Source organism: Enterobacter cloacae complex sp. FDA-CDC-AR_0164 (assembly GCF_003071645.1).
Taxonomy (GTDB): domain Bacteria; phylum Pseudomonadota; class Gammaproteobacteria; order Enterobacterales; family Enterobacteriaceae; genus Enterobacter; species Enterobacter ludwigii.
In genome coordinates this window covers 4,799,032-4,816,149 of the sequence record NZ_CP028950.1, presented here as the reverse complement: position 1 = coordinate 4,816,149, position 17,118 = coordinate 4,799,032, and the positions used below count along the sequence as shown (strand labels likewise).

The window sequence follows — 17,118 nt, the reverse complement described above, 5'->3', positions numbered from 1 at the left end:
GTTGCGCAGGCCGGGTAAGTTCCCCTGCCAGACCTCACTTCGCTAACGCTTTCTCATTCTTCGCCCGCAGTTTCTTCGCCCGACTCTCCAGCACCAGATAACACACCGTTGCCAGCGCCAGCGGCAGGAAGTAATAGAGCATACGGTAGGCCAGCAGGGCGGCAATAATCGTACCCTGTGAAACATGCTCTCCGGCGAGCAGGGCGATAAATACCGCCTCCAGCACACCAATCCCCGCCGGGATATGCACGATCACGCCGGCAATGCTGCTGACCAGCAGCACGCCCAGCACAAAGAAGTAATTCACATCTTCACCAATGAGCATCCAGATAATCGCCCCCATCGCCATCCAGTTGGCGCTGGACACGGCCATCTGCAGGACCGCGAATTTCCACGAAGGCAGCACCAGTTTTTGCCCCTTGATGGTCATGTGTCGGCGTTTGGCAAAGGCGCAGGCCCAAAGATAGAGCGCAATGATGAGCAGTAATGCAAAGCCTAAAATCCGCAGCGTGGTTTCATCGATGTACCAGTGCGCAGGCAATTGCACCACGCCGATGGTGAAAATCACTCCGCCGAGCAGAATGTAACCCAGCCAGTTGGTGGTGATGCTGAGGGAAAAAATGCGCGTAATGGTCCCGCCCGGCAGGCCGAGGCGCGAGTATAGGCGATAGCGCATGCCGATCCCGCCCACCCAGGTACTCAATGTCAGGTTAAAGGCGTAGCAGATAAACGACACCAGCATGACCTGGCGCTTCGCAAGCTTATGGCCGCAGTAGGCGCGGCCCAGCAGGTCATAGCAGCCGTACATGAGGTAGCTTACAATCACCAGCCCCACCGCGCCCAGCAGCACCAGCCGGTTGTAGTTGCGGATAACTTTCCACACCTCTTCCCAGTCAACTTTCTGGGCGTAAACCACCAGCAGAACCGCGACGGCGATGAAAAACAGCCAGGTGAGGATCTTTTTAGCCAGCCGCCAGCGTGGATGTGATTTTGACATCAGGTTTTCCCTCCATCTTCCGCTTCAACGCGGTCCTGGGTTTCCATTTCGGGCTGGACAGGCGGATCCACCAGCGCAAGTTTTGGCGTGTGCGCCGGCAGCCAGCCCACCATCGCCGGGAAATGACGCAGGAAGTGGAACACCACCACGCTAATGCCCAGATTCCACCAGGTGCGTTTGGGCACCATGGATTCGTCCACGCGCACGCAGTCGTTCACGATCAACGCCTGCAGGTTATCCCTGAGAGTCTGGTTGAACTGGCGATCGTGGATGATCAGGTTAGCTTCAAGATTCAGTGACAAACTCAGCGGGTCGAGATTGCTGGAGCCCACGGTGGCCCAGTGATCGTCCATCAGGGCTACTTTGCCGTGCAGCGGCCGGCGGCGATATTCGTAAATTTGTACGCCACCCTTCACCAGATAGTTGTACAGCAACCGGGCACCGATTTTGACAATCTGCATGTCCGGCTCGCCCTGAACGATGAGCTTCACGCGCACGCCGCGTCGGGCCGCATTGCGCATGGCATGCAGCAGGCGATAGCCCGGGAAAAAGTAAGCGTTGGCGATAATCACTTCGCGCTTCGCATTCGCCAGCATCTTCAGGTAATGCCGCTCAATGTCGTCCCGGTGCTCACCATTATCCCGCCAGACAAACAGCGCCTGCGCTTCACCGGGGTGACGGTTCTCTTCCGGACGATGATGGCGGCGCTGCCACCAGCGGCGGGCAGCCTCTTTACCGGGCAGGTTTTCCAGCTCAAAGAGCAGGATATCCTGCACCACCGGTCCTTCAATGCGAATCGCGTAATCCTGCTTGGCTTCCGGGCCGTAATCGGACATATGTTCAGCGGAGTAGTTAATGCCGCCAACAAACGCTACCGTCTCATCCACCACCACAATTTTGCGGTGCATCCGGCGGAAAAGATTGGTACGCATGCCGAAAAGGCGAGGGCCAGGATCGTAGTAGCGGAACACGACGCCTGCTGAGGTGAGCTCATTGACGAACGCATCACTGAGGTCCGGTGAGCCATAGCCATCCAGCAGCACTTCGATTTTGACGCCACGCAGGGCAGCACGCAGCAGCACGCTGTGCAACTGCTTACCGACGTCGTCTTCGAACCAGATAAACGTTTCAAGGATCACTTTCTGCTTTGCGTGGTCAATCGCGTCAAACACCGCGGGGTAATATTCATCCCCGTTGACCAGCAGCGTGATCCGGTTGCCTTCCTGCCATGAACATTTCATAAGTGGATCTCCGCGCTGAGCGGCGCATGGTCGGAAAGATGTCGCCAGTTAAGTAACGCCAGTGCGGTCGGGCTGCTGGCATGGGCGTTTTTCACGTAGATTCTGTCGAGTCGCAAAAACGGGAACCGTACCGGAAAGGTGCGTGCAGGCCTGCCGTTTGCACGGGTGAAAATCTCCTCAAGTCCGGCATCAACCTTCAACGGATGGTTAGCCCGCTGCCGCCAGTCGTTGAAATCACCGGCCACGACCACGGGTTCACCTTCGGGCAGGGCATTGGTCCATTCGGCCAGCATTTTTAGCTGTGCCTGGCGATGGGCTTCGCGCAGGCCCAGATGAACACAGCCCACGTGCACCGGGAACGCCAGGTCCGGCGGGGCGATACGGCAGTAAAGCAGCCCGCGTTTTTCACTTTCACCCACAGAGACGTCGCGGTTCTCGTAATGTTCGATGGGAAAACGTGACAGCACCGCATTACCGTGATGCCCCTCCGGGTACACCGCGTTGCGCCCGTAGGCGTAATCACTCCACATGGTGTCGGCCAGGAATTCGTAGTGCGGGGTGTCCGGCCAGTTTTCAAAGTGAAGCGGATGCACTTCGTGCGCGCCCATGACTTCCTGAAGGCAGACAATGTCCGCGCTGACGGTGCGTACCGCGTCGCGCAGCTCCGGTAAAATGAAGCGGCGGTTAAATGCTGTGAAGCCTTTATGAATGTTTATCGTCAGCACTTTAAGCGAGAAATGCTGCATTTTTTTGGTCATACGTTCCTTCCAGGGTGACTATCCCGATGAAAATAAAGTGTAGTAGGCGTCACAAAAAGATGCGGTGTTACGGAATTTTCCGTAAAGTGCGGTAGTCTGATTAAGCAGAGAAAAATCCTTCAGGAGAGAAGCCATGAAGTGGCAACAACGCGTTCGTGTCGCAACTGGCCTGAGTTGCTGGCAGATAATGTTGCATTTACTGGTCGTGGCCGTACTGGTGATGGGCTGGATGAGCGGCACGCTGGTGCGGGTCGGCTTAGGGCTATGCGTCCTCTATGGCGTCACCGTACTGTCGATGCTGTTTTTACAGCGCCACCACGAAGCACGCTGGCGTGAGGTGGGTGATGTGCTCGAAGAGCTCACCACCACCTGGTACTTTGGTGCGGCGATGATTGTGCTTTGGTTGCTGTCGCGTGTGCTGCAAAACAACCTGCTGCTGGCCCTGGCCGGTCTGGCAATCCTCGCAGGGCCTGCCGTGGTCTCGTTACTGACCAAAGAGAAAAAGCTACGCGATGTTTCGTCTAAACATCACGTACGCCACTGAACCCGTCGTGGCCGCTATGATCAGTAGCGGCCACAAACTTCCCCAGACAATGTCCAGACTCGCATCCTTCAGATAGATCTGCTTGGTGATATCCGTGAAGTGCCGAATTGGGTTTATCCACGTCAAATCCTGTAACCATACCGGCATGTTCTCGACGGGTGAGACGTAGCCCGAAAGCAAAATCGCCGGCATCATAAAGACGAACACGCCAATAAATGCCTGCTGCTGGGTAGAGCAGAGCGCGGAAATCAGCAGTCCAAACCCGACCAGCGACAGCCCGTAAATCACCATGGTGAAGTAGAACAGCGCCAGCGAACCGGCGAACGGGATCTGGTAGGCCCATATTCCCACGCCCAGCACGATGGTGGCCTGGAAGGTCGCGACAATCAGCGCCGGAACCGCTTTGCCGACGAAAATTTGCCATGTTGCGAGCGGGGAAACCAGCAGCTGATCGAGCGTCCCCTGTTCGCGCTCACGGGCGACGGAGAGCGACGTTACGATCATCACTCCGATGGTGGTGATCATGGCGATCAGCGATGGCACCACGAACCATTTGTAATCCAGATTCGGGTTATACCAGTTGCGCACCACCAGCTCGCTGTTGTTAGGTTTCGGTTTCCCGTCCATCAATTCCTGTTGGTAATCCTTCACCACCTGCTGAAGATAGTTGGCTGCAATCTGGGCGCTGTTGGAGTTGCGCCCGTCGAGGATTAACTGCATTGGTGCCGTCTGGAAGGTATCCAGGTTGCGGGAAAAATCGGCCGGGAAACGCACCAGCAATAACGCTTTTTGCGTATCGATGGTGGGCTGGATCTCCTGTGGGCTTTTCAGCAGCAGGATGTGGGTAAAAGCCTTCGCCCGGGCGAAACGCTGCGTCAATTCGACGGAATGTTTGCCGTTATCTTCGTTGTAGATAGCAATGGTGGCGTTAGTCACCTCCAGCGTGGCGGCAAACGGGAAGAGCAACACCTGAAGCAACACCGGTAATACCAGAATGGCGCGCGTCTGCGGCTCGCGCAGCAGCGACTGCAGCTCTTTGCGTATCAATGTCCATAAACGGTGAAACATGTTCGCTCCTTAATCCAGACGCCGTTTGGTCTTTATCCACGTCAGCCCAATAAACATCGTTGCCGATGCCAGCAAAAACAGCGTGTTGATGATCAGCACCACCGGAATATTCCCCGCCAGGAACAGGCTTTGCAGCGTACTCACGAAGTAGCGCGCCGGAATAATGTAGGTCACGGCACGGATCACGGCGGGCATGCTGTCTATCTGGAAAATAAACCCGGACAGCATAATCGACGGTAAAAAGGCGGCGTTCAGGGCCACCTGCGCGGCGTTGAACTGGTTACGGGTGATGGTAGAGATAAGCAGCCCCATCCCGAGGGTGCTCAGTAAAAACAGACTGGTGATAAAGAACAGCACCACCAGCGATCCGCGGTACGGCACGCCGAGGATAAACACCGAGACCAGCATGCAGAGCAGCATCGCCAGCATGCCGAGGAAGTAGTAGGGGATAAGCTTACAGAGCAGCAGTTCAACCCGTGTGACCTCGGTAGACAGCAGCGCTTCCATGGTGCCGCGTTCCCACTCGCGGGCAATCACCAGCGAGGTCAAAATGGCGCCAATAACCGTCATGATGATGGTCACCGCACCCGGGATAATAAAATGCTGGCTAATGGCCGCAGGGTTAAACCAGTAGCGCGTCTGCACGTCGATCAGCGGTTCGAAGGTTTCCCCGCGATCTTCGGCGCGCTGCATTTGCCACAGCTGCCAGATACCCTCCACATAGCCTTGTACAAAGTTCGCGGTGTTTGGCTCGCTGCCGTCGGTGATCACCTGCACCGGCGCACTGGCATCGGTGCGCGCCATGTTGGCGGCAAAATCCACCGGGATCACCACCAGCCCGCGTATCTTCCCGGCCTGCATCATCTGGATTAACGCCTGCCGGTTGTCGCTGATGGTGGCGTCGATGTAAGGGGAGCCGGTCATGGTGTGGGTGAAATCAAGCGCCTCTTCGCTCTGCTGCTCCAGCAAAATCCCGACCCGCAGTTTGCTGGAGTCGAGGTTGATCCCGTAGCCAAAGATAAAGAGCAGCAGCAGGGGGATCACCACAGCGATCAGCCAGCTGCTGGGGTCACGCACGATCTGGCGCGTCTCTTTGATACACAACGCACGCACCCTGCGCCATGAAATGGCGTTATTGCGCATGGGCATTCTCCTTATCCCAGTCGTGGATGAGGGTAATAAACGCCTGTTCCATGGTCGGGTCCGGGACCTCGTCATCGGCGGCCTGTTCTTTCAGGTCGTCCGGCGTACCGTGGGCAATCAGCTTGCCGCGATACACCAGCCCGATGCGGTCGCAGTATTCCGCCTCATCCATAAAGTGGGTGGTTACCATGACCGTGACCCCTTTCTCCACCATGCTGTTAATATGCAGCCAGAACTCGCGGCGGGTGAGGGGGTCAACGCCGGAGGTCGGCTCATCGAGAAACAGGATATCGGGCTCATGCATTAATGAGCAGGCCAGCGCCAGCCGCTGCTTGAAACCGAGCGGCAGTTCGTCGGTGGCATGGGAAGCAATGCCCGTCAGGCCAAAGGCCTCGCTCATGCGGTGGATTTTCTCGTTCTGCGCGCGGCCCTGCAGGCCGTACACGCCGGAGAAAAAGCGCAGGTTCTGCTCGACCGTCAGGTTGCCATACAGCGAGAATTTCTGCGCCATATAGCCCAGATGCTGACGTGCCTTGCCGGAGCTGACCTTCAGGTCCATGTCGAGCACCAGCGCTTTCCCCGAGGTAGGTACCAGCAGGCCGCACATCATCTTAAAAGTGGTCGATTTCCCGGCGCCGTTTGGCCCGAGCAGGCCAAAAATCTCACCGCGTTTCACCGCGAAATTGACGTTATCGGTGGCGGCAAAATCCCCAAATTTTTTGGTGAGGGATTTGGCCTCAATCACCGTTTCACCCGGCGTGCCTTCAACCGTGTGCAGGATCGCGGCGAGGGGGGATTCTGATGTCCCTGCGCCGCCGAGCAGATCGATAAACGCATCTTCAAAGCGTGGCGCGGTCTCCTCCATCTCAATTTCAGGCATTCCCGGTGCACGGCGTATATCGTCCGCGGTCGCCTCTTTCGTGAGGATCACGCGCACCGAACGGCCCTGAATCATTCCGTCGCTGACCTGAGGTAGCTTCAGCACCCGCTGCAGCAGCTGACGGTTGGAGGCCTGGGCGCTGTGCAACAGGAAGCTGCGTCCAGCCATGCTCTGCGTCAGCGTGGTCGGCTCCCCCTGATAAAGCAGCTCACCTTCGTTCATCAGCAGAACGTCACGGCACTGTTCCGCTTCATCAAGGTACGAGGTGCTCCAGAGGATCAGCATCCCATCGCCGGCTAACTCATGCACCATCTGCCACAGCTCGCGGCGCGAAATCGGGTCGACGCCCACGCCGGGTTCATCGAGCAAGAGAACCTTCGGCTCGCCCACCAGCGTACAGGCCAGCCCCAGCTTCTGTTTCATCCCGCCGGAGAGCTTGCCCGCCAGCCGGTCGGTGAAGGGGCCAAGTGAGGTAAATTCCAGCAAACGGGCAAAGGTCTTCTGACGGGTTTCGCCAGTGACGCTGCGCAGGTCAGCATACAGATTGAGGTTTTCCATCACCGTCAGGTCTTCATACAGACCAAACTTCTGCGGCATATAGCCCAGCATGGCATGGAGCGCGCCATCGTCTTTAATCGGGTCGAGTCCGAGCACGCTGGCGGTTCCTTCATCAGGCTTTAACAAACCCGCCAGCATCCGCATCAGCGTCGTTTTGCCTGCGCCGTCCGGGCCAACCAGCCCGGTCACATAGCCTTTCTGAATGGTACAGTTCAGCGGGGCGACGGCAGGTTTTTCCATCCCCGCGAAGCGTTTGACCAGATTGTTGAGCTGAATAACCGCGTCATTCATGTCGTTCCCCGTCGCTGACTTTTACGGTGACAGGCATGCCCTGACGCAGCGCGTCGTCGGCATCGGTCACGATGATGCGCAGGCGATAAACCAGGTCGGTACGCAGATCCGGCGTTTCAACCGTTTTGGGTGTGAATTCAGCCGTCGGTGACACAAAGCCAACTTTGCCACGATACGGTTTATCCGGCCGACCGTCGGTGTAGAGCAGCAGCTCGCGGCCCGGCTGCATCTGGCCGAGATTAGGCTCATCAATGTAGGCGCGCACCCATACCGGACGCGTCAGCGAAAGCGTCAGGACGGTGCTTCCCGCGCTTAACATGCTGCCCGGCTCCACGGCGCGGGTCATTAGCGTGCCGTCAGACGGGGCAATGAGCGTGGTGTCGTGCAGATCCAGTTCCGCCTGCGCCAGCTGCGCCTGCGCCTGTTCCAGGCTGGCTTTTGCCTGCGCGATGTCCTGCGGGCGATTACCGGTGTGGTACTGGCTTAATTTATCCTGGGCGGATTTCAGCGTCGCCTGGGCCTGGTCGCGGGAGGAGCGGGCGTTTTCCAGGTCGTTGGCAGAAATGGTGCGGCTTTTCCACAGCCCCTGCTGACGGGCATAGAAGTTTTGTGCGTAGTCATAGGCGGCCTGCGCCTGTTTGACCGCGGCGGCGGCCTGAGCAATCTCTTCGTCACGGTAGCCGGCCAGCATCAGGTCATATTGCGCCTGCGCCACGGAAACGCCTGCTTTCGCCTGCATCAGCGCGTTCTCGTACGGGGCCTTGTCGAGCATCCCCAGCATCTGACCGGTTTTGATGGTATCGCCTTCATCAACGGTGAGGGAGGCCAGGCGCCCCCCGACGCGGAAACTCATATTCACGGTGCGAATATCGACGTTACCGTACAGCGTCAGGCCTCTGTCCTGGTGACTTTGATACCACAGCCAGCCGCCGATACCTGCGGCAAGCAGAACAACGACCACCAGAAAGATGGCGACAGGTTTTTTCATGACTTCAGGCTCCTTTGCGTTAAGCCTTGCAGGATCAGATCGAGATGACAGGTGATGACCTGGCTAATCTGCGCGGCTTTATCCTCATCAAATTGTGTCCAGCCGGTGCGTAACAGGATCGTTTCGCGCCCAAGACGGAAGGCGAGAATTTCACCCAGCAGGGCGTGGGTATGCAAAATAGTCTCGGTATCGTCGGCGTCTCGTCCGGTATAGGCCGCGATCAGCCGGGTCAGGTGCGTATGCATCGGAGCAATCACCTGATCGTGCACTCGCTGGTAAGCCGCCGTAGGGGAGAGCTGCTCGCGGGAGATGAACTTACTCAGGCTCAGCGTCTCGTCGTGGGTCAGCAGGCGAATCATATTGTCGCAGGCGCTGATAATCAGCTGCCTGATGGCGGCGCGATCCGGCGACGGCTGGCTCAATAGCCCGCTGGCCTCTTCAACGTGTGGCCGAAAATGGTTACCGATAAAGTCGGCGATCCACTGGGCACAGGCGAGGTACAAATCCTCTTTTGAGCCAAAATAGTAGGTAATGGCCGCAATGTTTTGCCCGGCCTGCGCCGCGATGTCCCGCGTGGTGGCATGCAGACCATATTCGCCAAACTGCGCCAGCGCGGCGGCAATAAGCTGGTTTTTGGCCTGTTCACCTTTCGATGTCGTTGGGGTCGTATTCATGGCGGTTTTAAAAATTAATCAATCGATTGATTAACATTATGCCCGGTTGCCCTTTTTGTCCAGTGACCACACGGCGGGAAATCTTTCGTCAACGCAGCGCCGCGGGATATTTTATGCGCCACGTCACAAAACCTGCTACACTCCGCTGCTTCACGACATTGTGGTTTTTGTCCTTCCCTATTCGTTATATCTCCCTGAAAACTACACCTGTGATGGTCGGGGCGGTTCGGAGTTTTTATGTCTTTTGATTCCCTTGGCCTGAACCCTGAAATTTTGCGCGCTATCGCAGAGCAGGGCTACGTCGAGCCAACCCCAATCCAGCAGCAGGCTATTCCGGCCGTTCTGCAGGGCCGCGACCTGATGGCCAGCGCCCAGACCGGTACCGGTAAGACCGCGGGTTTTACCCTGCCGCTGTTAGAGCTGCTGGTAAAAAATCAGCCGCACGCCAAAGGACGTCGTCCGGTGCGTGCCCTGATCCTCACCCCAACGCGTGAGCTGGCGGCCCAGATTGGTGAGAACGTGCGTGAGTACAGCCGCTATCTCAACATTCGCTCGCTGGTGGTTTTCGGTGGAGTAAGCATTAACCCGCAGATGATGAAGCTGCGTGGTGGCGTGGACGTGCTGGTGGCAACGCCGGGTCGTCTGTTGGATCTTGAGCACCAGAATGCCCTGAAGCTTGATAGCATCGAAATCCTGGTGCTGGACGAAGCTGACCGCATGCTGGATATGGGCTTTATCCACGACATTCGTCGCGTGCTGGCTAAGCTGCCACCGCGTCGTCAGAACCTGCTGTTCTCTGCCACCTTCTCTGATGAGATCAAGGCGCTGGCGGAAAAACTGCTGCATAACCCGCTGGAAGTGGAAGTGGCGCGCCGCAACACCGCCTCTGAGCAAATTACCCAGCACGTACACTTCGTTGATAAAAAGCGTAAGCGGGAACTGCTCTCCCATATGATTGGTCAGGGCAACTGGCAGCAGGTGCTGGTCTTTACCCGTACCAAGCACGGCGCTAACCATCTGGCGGAACAGCTGAATAAAGACGGTATCCGCAGCGCGGCGATCCACGGCAACAAAAGCCAGGGGGCACGTACCCGCGCGCTGGCTGAATTTAAATCCGGTGACATTCGCGTCCTGGTTGCCACCGACATTGCTGCCCGTGGCCTGGATATTGAAGAGCTGCCGCACGTCGTCAACTACGAGCTGCCAAACGTACCGGAAGACTATGTTCACCGTATCGGTCGTACCGGTCGTGCGGCGGCAACCGGTGAAGCGCTTTCGCTGGTGTGTGTGGATGAACACAAACTGCTGCGTGATATCGAACGTCTGCTGAGAAAAGAGATCCCGCGTATCGAAACCCCAGGCTATGACGTGGACCCGTCCATCAAGGCGGAGCCTATTCAGAATGGCCGTCAGGGCGGCGGCGGTGGTCGTGGTCAGGGTGGGGGGGGGCGCAGTCAGCAGCCGCGTCGTTCTGAAGGCGGTGCACCGAAAGCCGCGGGCAAACCTCCGCGTCGTAATACAGAGGCTAAGCCAGGCGGTGAAAGCCCATGGCGTAGCGGCGAGGGGAAACCGGCAGGGGAAGGGCAGCGCCGACGCCGCCCGCGTAAACCTGCTAACCCGCAGTAGTCTGGAAGCCCGGTCGTAAAGCCGGGCTTTTCTTTTGCGGCAGCGGAAAGAAAGTGCCACAATAGTGGCTGTTTATACAGTATTTCAGGTCCTCCGATGGCTTTAACCGCGGCGCTCAAAGCGCAAATTGGCGCCTGGTATAAGGCGCTACAACAGCAGATCCCCGATTTTATCCCCCGAGCGCCTCAGCGGCAGATGATTGCTGATGTGGCAAAAACGCTCTCCGGGGACGACGGACGACATCTGGCGATTGAAGCCCCGACGGGTGTCGGGAAAACCCTTTCGTATTTAATCCCGGGCATTGCCATAGCGCGGGAAGAGCAAAAAACGCTGGTGGTCAGCACCGCTAACGTGGCCCTGCAGGATCAAATCTTCAGCAAAGACCTGCCGTTGCTGCGCAAAATTATCCCTGAACTGCGATTTACAGCCGCCTTTGGCCGCGGGCGTTATGTGTGTCCGCGCAATCTCGCGGCTCTCGCCAGCAGTGAGCCCTCTCAGCAGGATCTGCTGGCCTTCCTGGATGATGAACTGACGCCGAACAACAAAGCGGAACAGGAGCAGTGCGCGAAGCTAAAAACCGAGCTCGACAGCTACAAGTGGGACGGCCTTCGCGATCACACCAGCCATGCCATCAGCGATGATTTGTGGCGCAGGCTCAGCACCGATAAAGCCAGTTGCCTTAACCGCAACTGCCACTACTACCGCGAGTGCCCGTTCTTTGTCGCACGGCGGGAGATTCAGGAAGCGGAGGTGGTTGTCGCTAACCACGCGCTGGTCATGGCCGCGCTGGAGAGTGAGGCCGTCCTGCCGGAGCCCAAAAACCTGCTGCTGGTGCTCGATGAAGGCCACCATTTGCCCGATGTGGCGCGGGATGCGCTGGAAATGAGCGCCGAAATCACCGCGCCATGGTTCCGCCTGCAGCTGGATCTGTTCTGCAAGCTGGTGGCGACCTGCATGGAGCAGTTCCGCCCGAAAACCACGCCGCCGCTGGCGGTGCCCGAGCGGCTGAGCGAACATTGCGAAGCGGTCTACAGCCTTATTGCTTCCCTGAATAACATACTCAATCTTTATCTCCCGGCGACCCAGGAAGCAGAGCACCGCTTTGCGATGGGAGAGCTGCCCGACGAGGTGATGGAGATCTGCCAGCAACTGGCGAAGCACCTTGAAAAGCTGCGCGGGCTGGCGGAGATGTTCTTAAACGATCTCAGTGAGAAAACCGGTACCCACGACGTGGTACGTTTGCACCGCATTCTGCTGCAGATGAACCGTGCGTTGGGCATGTTCGAAGCCCAGAGCAAGCTCTGGCGTCTGGCCTCGATGGCGCAGGCGTCCGGTGCGCCGGTCACCAAATGGGCAACCCGTGACGTGAAAGACGGACAGGCGCACCTGTTTTTCCACTGCGTGGGGATTCGTGTTGCCGATCAGCTGGAAAAGCTTATCTGGCGCAGCGTGCCGCACGTTGTAGTGACTTCCGCGACGTTGCGTTCCCTGAACAGTTTCTCCCGTTTACAGGAAATGAGCGGGCTGAAAGAGAAAGCCGGCGACCGTTTTGTGGCGCTGGATTCGCCGTTTAACCACTGTGAACAGGGCAAGCTGGTCATTCCGCGCATGAAGTATGAGCCGCTTATCGACAACGAAGAACAGCACATTGCCGAAATGGCAGCGTATTTCCGCGAGCAGCTGGAGAGTGAAAAATATCCCGGCATGCTGGTCCTGTTTGCCAGTGGAAGGGCGATGCAGCGTTTTCTGGAGCACGTTACCGACCTGCGATTACTGTTGCTGGTGCAGGGCGATCAGCCTCGCTACCGGCTGGTAGAGCTGCACCGCAAACGCATTGATAACGGGGAACGTAGCGTGCTGATCGGGCTGCAGTCATTCGCGGAGGGGCTGGATCTGAAGGGGGATTACCTGACGCAGGTGCATATCCATAAAATCGCCTTCCCGCCCATCGACAGCCCGGTCGTCATCACCGAAGGTGAATGGCTCAAAAGCCTCAATCGCTATCCGTTCGAGGTCCAAAGCTTACCCGCGGCGTCGTTTAATCTGATTCAGCAGGTGGGGCGTCTGATCCGTAGCCACAGCTGCTGGGGAGAGGTGGTGATTTATGACAAACGTCTGCTCACCAAAAATTACGGCCAGCGGTTACTCAACGCTCTGCCTGTTTTCCCGATTGAACAGCCAGACGTGCCCGACGTTAAAAAACGTCCGGCAAAACCTGCCGCCGGACGGCGTAAAAGCATCCGTACGAAGGGGCGCGGTTCTACTGGTAAGTAAAGGTCACCTGGACCACACTGTTAAACGTTCCGGCGGTGACGGGCAATGCGCTGGCATAATAGCGGGCAGCCAGAGGAAACGATGCCGTGTGGTCCGCTGAGTTAACCGGAACGTTAAAGGCTGCCTGCGGGGCAATGAGTATATTGTCCTGGCGGTCTGCCAGTTCCAGAGCCAACCCTTTCGCACTGCCGATATTGGCGAATTTTGTCGGGTGCGTACTGTCGGCCTGACCATAGAAAAAGGCGGTCGCCAGCGCAAGTGTGGGAGGGCAATGCGAGACCGAGAGCGTAAAGTCTTTCCACGCGCCGGTATCGCCCACATTTTTAAAATCCCCTGATACCGCCTGGCCTAAATCCACCGTCAGGTTGCGGCTGGCGCTGTCAATAATGCAGGTGTTGGCGTAAATATTGCCTGTCATCTGGATCTGAATATCGTCCGCCTGTGCCCGGGCAATCAAGCCGAGAATCAGGATCGCAAGTGTCTTTTTCATGTTGGTCACTTATAAGCCAGAGTGATCGTCGCCACGGTATTGGCCGGCCCCGGTGTCACCACGTTGCTGACCTGTTCGTAACGAACCTCGAACGGTATTCGCAGGGTTTCGTTGGCGATGGCCTGGCTTCGGGTGCTGACATAGGTGTCAAAGGTGGCGAGATGGTCATCAAAGAGCATTCTCACGCCCACGCCGGTTGCCATGCCGTTCTGCTGAGTCAATTTGATCACCCCTTCGAATGCCGTTTCGTAGCCGTTTGCGCTGGTCACCTTTAGCTCAGGCTGGACAGTGCTGTCGCAATTAATCGTGACGTCAAAGTTTTGTGCAGGGCTGGATAGCAACCCGATACTGATAAAATCACTGACGGGAAAATCGCCCAGGTTCACGGTGAGGTTTTTAGGCAGGACAGAGCAGGTAACCGTTTCGAGATTCACATTGCCCGCATAGGAAATCGTATTAGGATCGCTGATGCCTTCATGCTGATAAACCCCGACACCAAATTTAGACTCCGCCTGAGAAAGCGAACCTGATTTGACCGTATTGCTCGTTTTCACCAGTTCCAGCGTGACATTAAAGTTAAAGGACTCAGAAATGTCGTTGGAGACATAGCCCAGCGGCGTGCCGCTTGAATTACAGTAAATTCCCCCGGCACCGGTAATTCGCTGGCCTTTGTCATTCATCAGCGCTACGCCAATTCCTTCCAGCCCTGATTCATACACCCCAGAAAGACCGGGGATCTCCAGACCTGCGCCGTAATAGCACGCAACAATCGGAAGCCCGAAGTCAGAAGGGTTATAGCAGTTGCCCGCTACGTGAACGGTCTGCTCGGTGCCCGGAATGGTGGCACCTACCGGCAACGTGCTCGAGACGGATACGGAGGCCACATTAATCTGTTTTGGCAGATCGGAGGAGGTACAGAGCGCGTTAGCATGTGGCATAAATAACGCGGCGGTTCCCAGAACCAGGAAGAAAAAGCACTGTTTAATCATTTGCATAATGGTTTGCCTGAACGGTGAATCAGTGGCACTGCGCAGCAGCGTTAAGGATGTTGGTTTTCTCTGTCTCATCCGTAAGGGCGTAATCGGCCTCGCAATGCTCGCTCGCATCCTGTCCCCAGGTGACGGCGAGATGCCCTTGCTTTGGCAGGCCGGAGAGATAGGTCTGGCCGTCATTGCCGACAATAAATTCGCTGTCCTTATCCTCCGTTGTTACCGTCGCACCGAAGGGCAGCGGTTTACCGTTGTGCGTCAGCGTCATCAGGACGCGGCTGCCCACGCGGGTATTAAAGCTGGCGCGCACCACGGCCCCGCGTGTCGGGGTCACAACGTACGCCGCGTGCGTCACGTCGGCCTCGTCGGGCAGGGTTTCGGTATCCAGCGCAATGGTATTGTGGCGATAAGGGGTAACAAACGGCACGACGGTATAGCCGCGGAAGTCGGTCTCAACGCCCGTCTGATTGGCGATATGCGTACCGTGTGTTCCCGGTGCTTTCACCAGGGCGATGGTCTCTCCGAGCGGCTGGCTCAGGGTTATGCCGTTGGCGTGCACGATCGCGCCACCCTGCAGCCCGACGTTTACGGTTTGCTGATATTTATCCTGGCTTACCCCGCCGCTCACTTCGCCATAGGTCGCTTTATAATCGGCGTTCATGCTGGTGGAGTTTCCGCTACCGGTGCTGCTCAGCCCCTCCTGAATATTCCAGTTCAGGTTGTCTCCCTTCAGCGCGGTACCGTTAAGGCCGATGTTCTGCGTCGTACCGTCTTTGGTGTTGTTGAGGTTGTAGGTGGCCCAGGTGTTATGCATCCAGCGATCCAGTGGAACGGAGACGTTTAACGAGAACTGGTTGTCGTTCATCACATCGTCACCGTTCGCATCGCTGTCCTGGGTGTTTTTGTTCATGCTGTAGCTCAGGCTGTAGCTGACGCCGTGCCAGCTGTTGTTGTAGCTGACGCTCATGGAGGTCATATCCTGGCTCTGGCTCCAGTAGGTCTCTTTGACCAGGCTCAGGGTGACAGAGCCCCAGCCCGCGGGCAGCGTCTGGTCGACGGTGGCTTCTGTTCGGGCACGTCGCTGTTGCGGCGCAGACCCGTCGTCTGAACGGGTGTAAGACTCCATCGTGTCTTCCAGGGTGTAAAAGCCTTTGCTGTTGTAGCGATAGCCCGCCAGGGAGAAGTGAGTGCCCGAGGCGACAAAATCTTTGCTGTAGCGAACGCGCCAGGATCGGCCTTTGCTGGCCTGCTGCTTTTTCAGCAGCGCTTTGGCGCGGGTGACATCAAGGGAGAAGGCACCCAAATCGCCCAGGTTTTTCCCGACGCCCAGCGCCCGGGACTGATAATGGCGACTCTGCTGCGCACCACCGTAGGCGGTGAAACCCAATGGCATGCCGTAGATGGCGCTGCCCTCGGCAAACGGAGTTTGTTCGACGTCCTTGTCGTAAGACCGGTAACGCCCGGCGGTCACGCTGTAGCGGAGATTCTTTTCACGCTGCAGTACCGGGACCGAGGCGTAAGGCACGACAAAGTGACTTTCGCTGCCGTCGGTCTCTTTCACGGTGACCTGCAGATCGCCGCTGCTGCCGGTGGGATAGAGATCGTTAATTTCAAACGCACCGGGTGCAACCGTGTTCTGATAAATGACGTAACCGTTCTGACGAACCATCACCAGCGCATTACTGTGGGCAGTGCCGCGAATAATCGGCGCATAGCCTTTTTCACTGTCCGGGAGCATGTCGGTATCGGATTTCAGCTCAACCCCGGTATAGGGCACGCTGTCGAAAACGTCCGACGGGGAGGTGCTTTGCCCGACGGTCATATCGCTTTTCATCGCCACGATATCGCGTTGAGCATAGGTGTAGACGGAGGAGAACCTGTGCTCTTCCTCGTTGCCCGTTGTACTGCGATTCCACGTGGAATAATTGCGTATGCGCCAGGCCCCCACATTGAGGCCCGGGCGCAGGTTAACGTACTGGCTGCTGTTATCCTGCTCTCCCTGCACACGGGCATGGCTCTGGCTGGCGGTGGCGCTGTAGTTCAGCAGACCTGCGGTGATCCCTTCGTCGAACGTTTTCGGGTCGATATACCCGCGCGGGACCTGGCCCAGCGCCGTTTGTGGAATACTGAGCAACAGTTGCTGATGACGAACCTGAAACGTTGCAGATGCCGCGGGAATAGCGTTTATATCGGCGCACTGGCCTTTAGCCATCAGCGGGGGATACTGCCGGGTTTTGATCCCAAGGTTTTTTAGCTCATCCAGGCTAAAGCAGGGTTGAAGAGAATGATTGCCCTGAGCGTCTTTTATTAATTTGAACGTGACATCACGGGTATCAATTTTATTATTGTTGATGAAAATATTGACCTGATATTTCCCGGGGGCTTGTCCCGGTCCTTTTTCATAAACAGACAGGTCGGTTTTCCCCTGTTGAGGATTATCAATATCCAGTAATGCCGGGTTGAAATAATCATCAGCCATAACCTGCTGCGCAAAGATCGCCAGTGCCAGGCCACATAAAATGACCAGCATTGAAGAAAGGCGATGGATGAACGGCTTTTTATGGCTGTACATGATGATATTAATAGCCTGAGTGGGT

The 17,118-nt window shown here is 57.0% G+C and carries 14 protein-coding genes; 3 read left to right on the top strand and 11 right to left on the bottom strand.

What is annotated here, in order from left to right; genetic code table 11:
* Window positions 1-34: 34 nt before the first annotated feature.
* From AM410_RS23680 to AM410_RS23670, 3 genes are read right to left on the bottom strand one after another with little or no spacing between them, the layout of a single operon-like run.
* On the bottom strand, window positions 35-997 hold the full coding sequence (locus tag AM410_RS23680) for a lysylphosphatidylglycerol synthase domain-containing protein (protein WP_014169227.1): 963 nt from the start codon (window positions 995-997) through the stop codon (window positions 35-37).
* Window positions 997-2,238, bottom strand: a complete 1,242-nt coding sequence (gene clsB / locus AM410_RS23675) for a cardiolipin synthase ClsB (protein ID WP_014169228.1) — start codon at window positions 2,236-2,238, stop codon at window positions 997-999. The genes AM410_RS23680 and clsB overlap by 1 nt, the downstream gene beginning before the upstream one ends.
* Window positions 2,235-2,996: an endonuclease/exonuclease/phosphatase family protein gene (locus tag AM410_RS23670; protein ID WP_014169229.1), complete on the bottom strand. Its 762-nt coding sequence runs from the start codon at window positions 2,994-2,996 to the stop codon at window positions 2,235-2,237. The genes clsB and AM410_RS23670 overlap by 4 nt, the downstream gene beginning before the upstream one ends.
* A gap of 133 nt (window positions 2,997-3,129) precedes the next feature.
* On the opposite strand from AM410_RS23670, the gene AM410_RS23665 reads away from it, so the two are divergent.
* Complete coding sequence (locus AM410_RS23665; protein WP_014169230.1) at window positions 3,130-3,540, top strand: YbhQ family protein; 411 nt, start codon at window positions 3,130-3,132, stop codon at window positions 3,538-3,540.
* Here the strand turns inward: AM410_RS23665 and AM410_RS23660 are convergent.
* From AM410_RS23660 to cecR, 5 genes are read right to left on the bottom strand one after another with little or no spacing between them, the layout of a single operon-like run.
* Window positions 3,502-4,608 (bottom strand): ABC transporter permease, encoded by a 1,107-nt coding sequence (locus tag AM410_RS23660; RefSeq protein ID WP_014169231.1) that lies wholly within the window; start codon window positions 4,606-4,608, stop codon window positions 3,502-3,504. The two genes, AM410_RS23665 and AM410_RS23660, sit on opposite strands and share 39 nt — an antisense overlap.
* A gap of 9 nt (window positions 4,609-4,617) precedes the next feature.
* Window positions 4,618-5,751, bottom strand: a complete 1,134-nt coding sequence (locus AM410_RS23655) for an ABC transporter permease (protein WP_020884927.1) — start codon at window positions 5,749-5,751, stop codon at window positions 4,618-4,620.
* Window positions 5,741-7,480, bottom strand: a complete 1,740-nt coding sequence (locus AM410_RS23650) for an ATP-binding cassette domain-containing protein (protein ID WP_059305589.1) — start codon at window positions 7,478-7,480, stop codon at window positions 5,741-5,743. The genes AM410_RS23655 and AM410_RS23650 overlap by 11 nt, the downstream gene beginning before the upstream one ends.
* Window positions 7,473-8,468, bottom strand: a complete 996-nt coding sequence (gene hlyD / locus AM410_RS23645) for a secretion protein HlyD (protein WP_050737363.1) — start codon at window positions 8,466-8,468, stop codon at window positions 7,473-7,475. Before hlyD ends, AM410_RS23650 begins: the two co-directional genes overlap by 8 nt.
* Window positions 8,465-9,142 (bottom strand): transcriptional regulator CecR, encoded by a 678-nt coding sequence (cecR, locus tag AM410_RS23640; RefSeq protein WP_014169235.1) that lies wholly within the window; start codon window positions 9,140-9,142, stop codon window positions 8,465-8,467. Before cecR ends, hlyD begins: the two co-directional genes overlap by 4 nt.
* Window positions 9,143-9,379: 237 nt before the next feature.
* Here cecR and rhlE point away from each other — a divergent pair, with 237 nt between their 5' ends.
* Entirely contained in the window at window positions 9,380-10,768 is a 1,389-nt protein-coding gene (gene rhlE / locus AM410_RS23635; protein WP_020884924.1) for an ATP-dependent RNA helicase RhlE, read from the top strand.
* A gap of 96 nt (window positions 10,769-10,864) precedes the next feature.
* Window positions 10,865-13,042 (top strand): ATP-dependent DNA helicase DinG, encoded by a 2,178-nt coding sequence (gene dinG, locus AM410_RS23630; RefSeq protein WP_050737362.1) that lies wholly within the window; start codon window positions 10,865-10,867, stop codon window positions 13,040-13,042.
* Here the strand turns inward: dinG and AM410_RS23625 are convergent.
* The 3 genes from AM410_RS23625 to AM410_RS23615 are packed head-to-tail and all read right to left on the bottom strand — an operon-like array spanning window position 13,029 to window position 17,093.
* The gene (locus AM410_RS23625; RefSeq protein WP_050737476.1) at window positions 13,029-13,532 is read right to left on the bottom strand and encodes a fimbrial protein; all 504 of its coding nucleotides are present in this window, start codon (window positions 13,530-13,532) and stop codon (window positions 13,029-13,031) included. The two genes, dinG and AM410_RS23625, sit on opposite strands and share 14 nt — an antisense overlap.
* 5 nt (window positions 13,533-13,537) lie before the next feature.
* Window positions 13,538-14,527 carry a fimbrial protein gene (locus AM410_RS23620; protein ID WP_020884921.1) on the bottom strand — a complete coding sequence of 330 codons (990 nt, stop codon included), beginning with the start codon at window positions 14,525-14,527 and terminating at the stop codon, window positions 13,538-13,540.
* Between the two features lie 22 nt (window positions 14,528-14,549).
* Complete coding sequence (locus tag AM410_RS23615; protein ID WP_159082275.1) at window positions 14,550-17,093, bottom strand: fimbria/pilus outer membrane usher protein; 2,544 nt, start codon at window positions 17,091-17,093, stop codon at window positions 14,550-14,552.
* Between the last annotated feature and the right edge of the window lie 25 nt (window positions 17,094-17,118).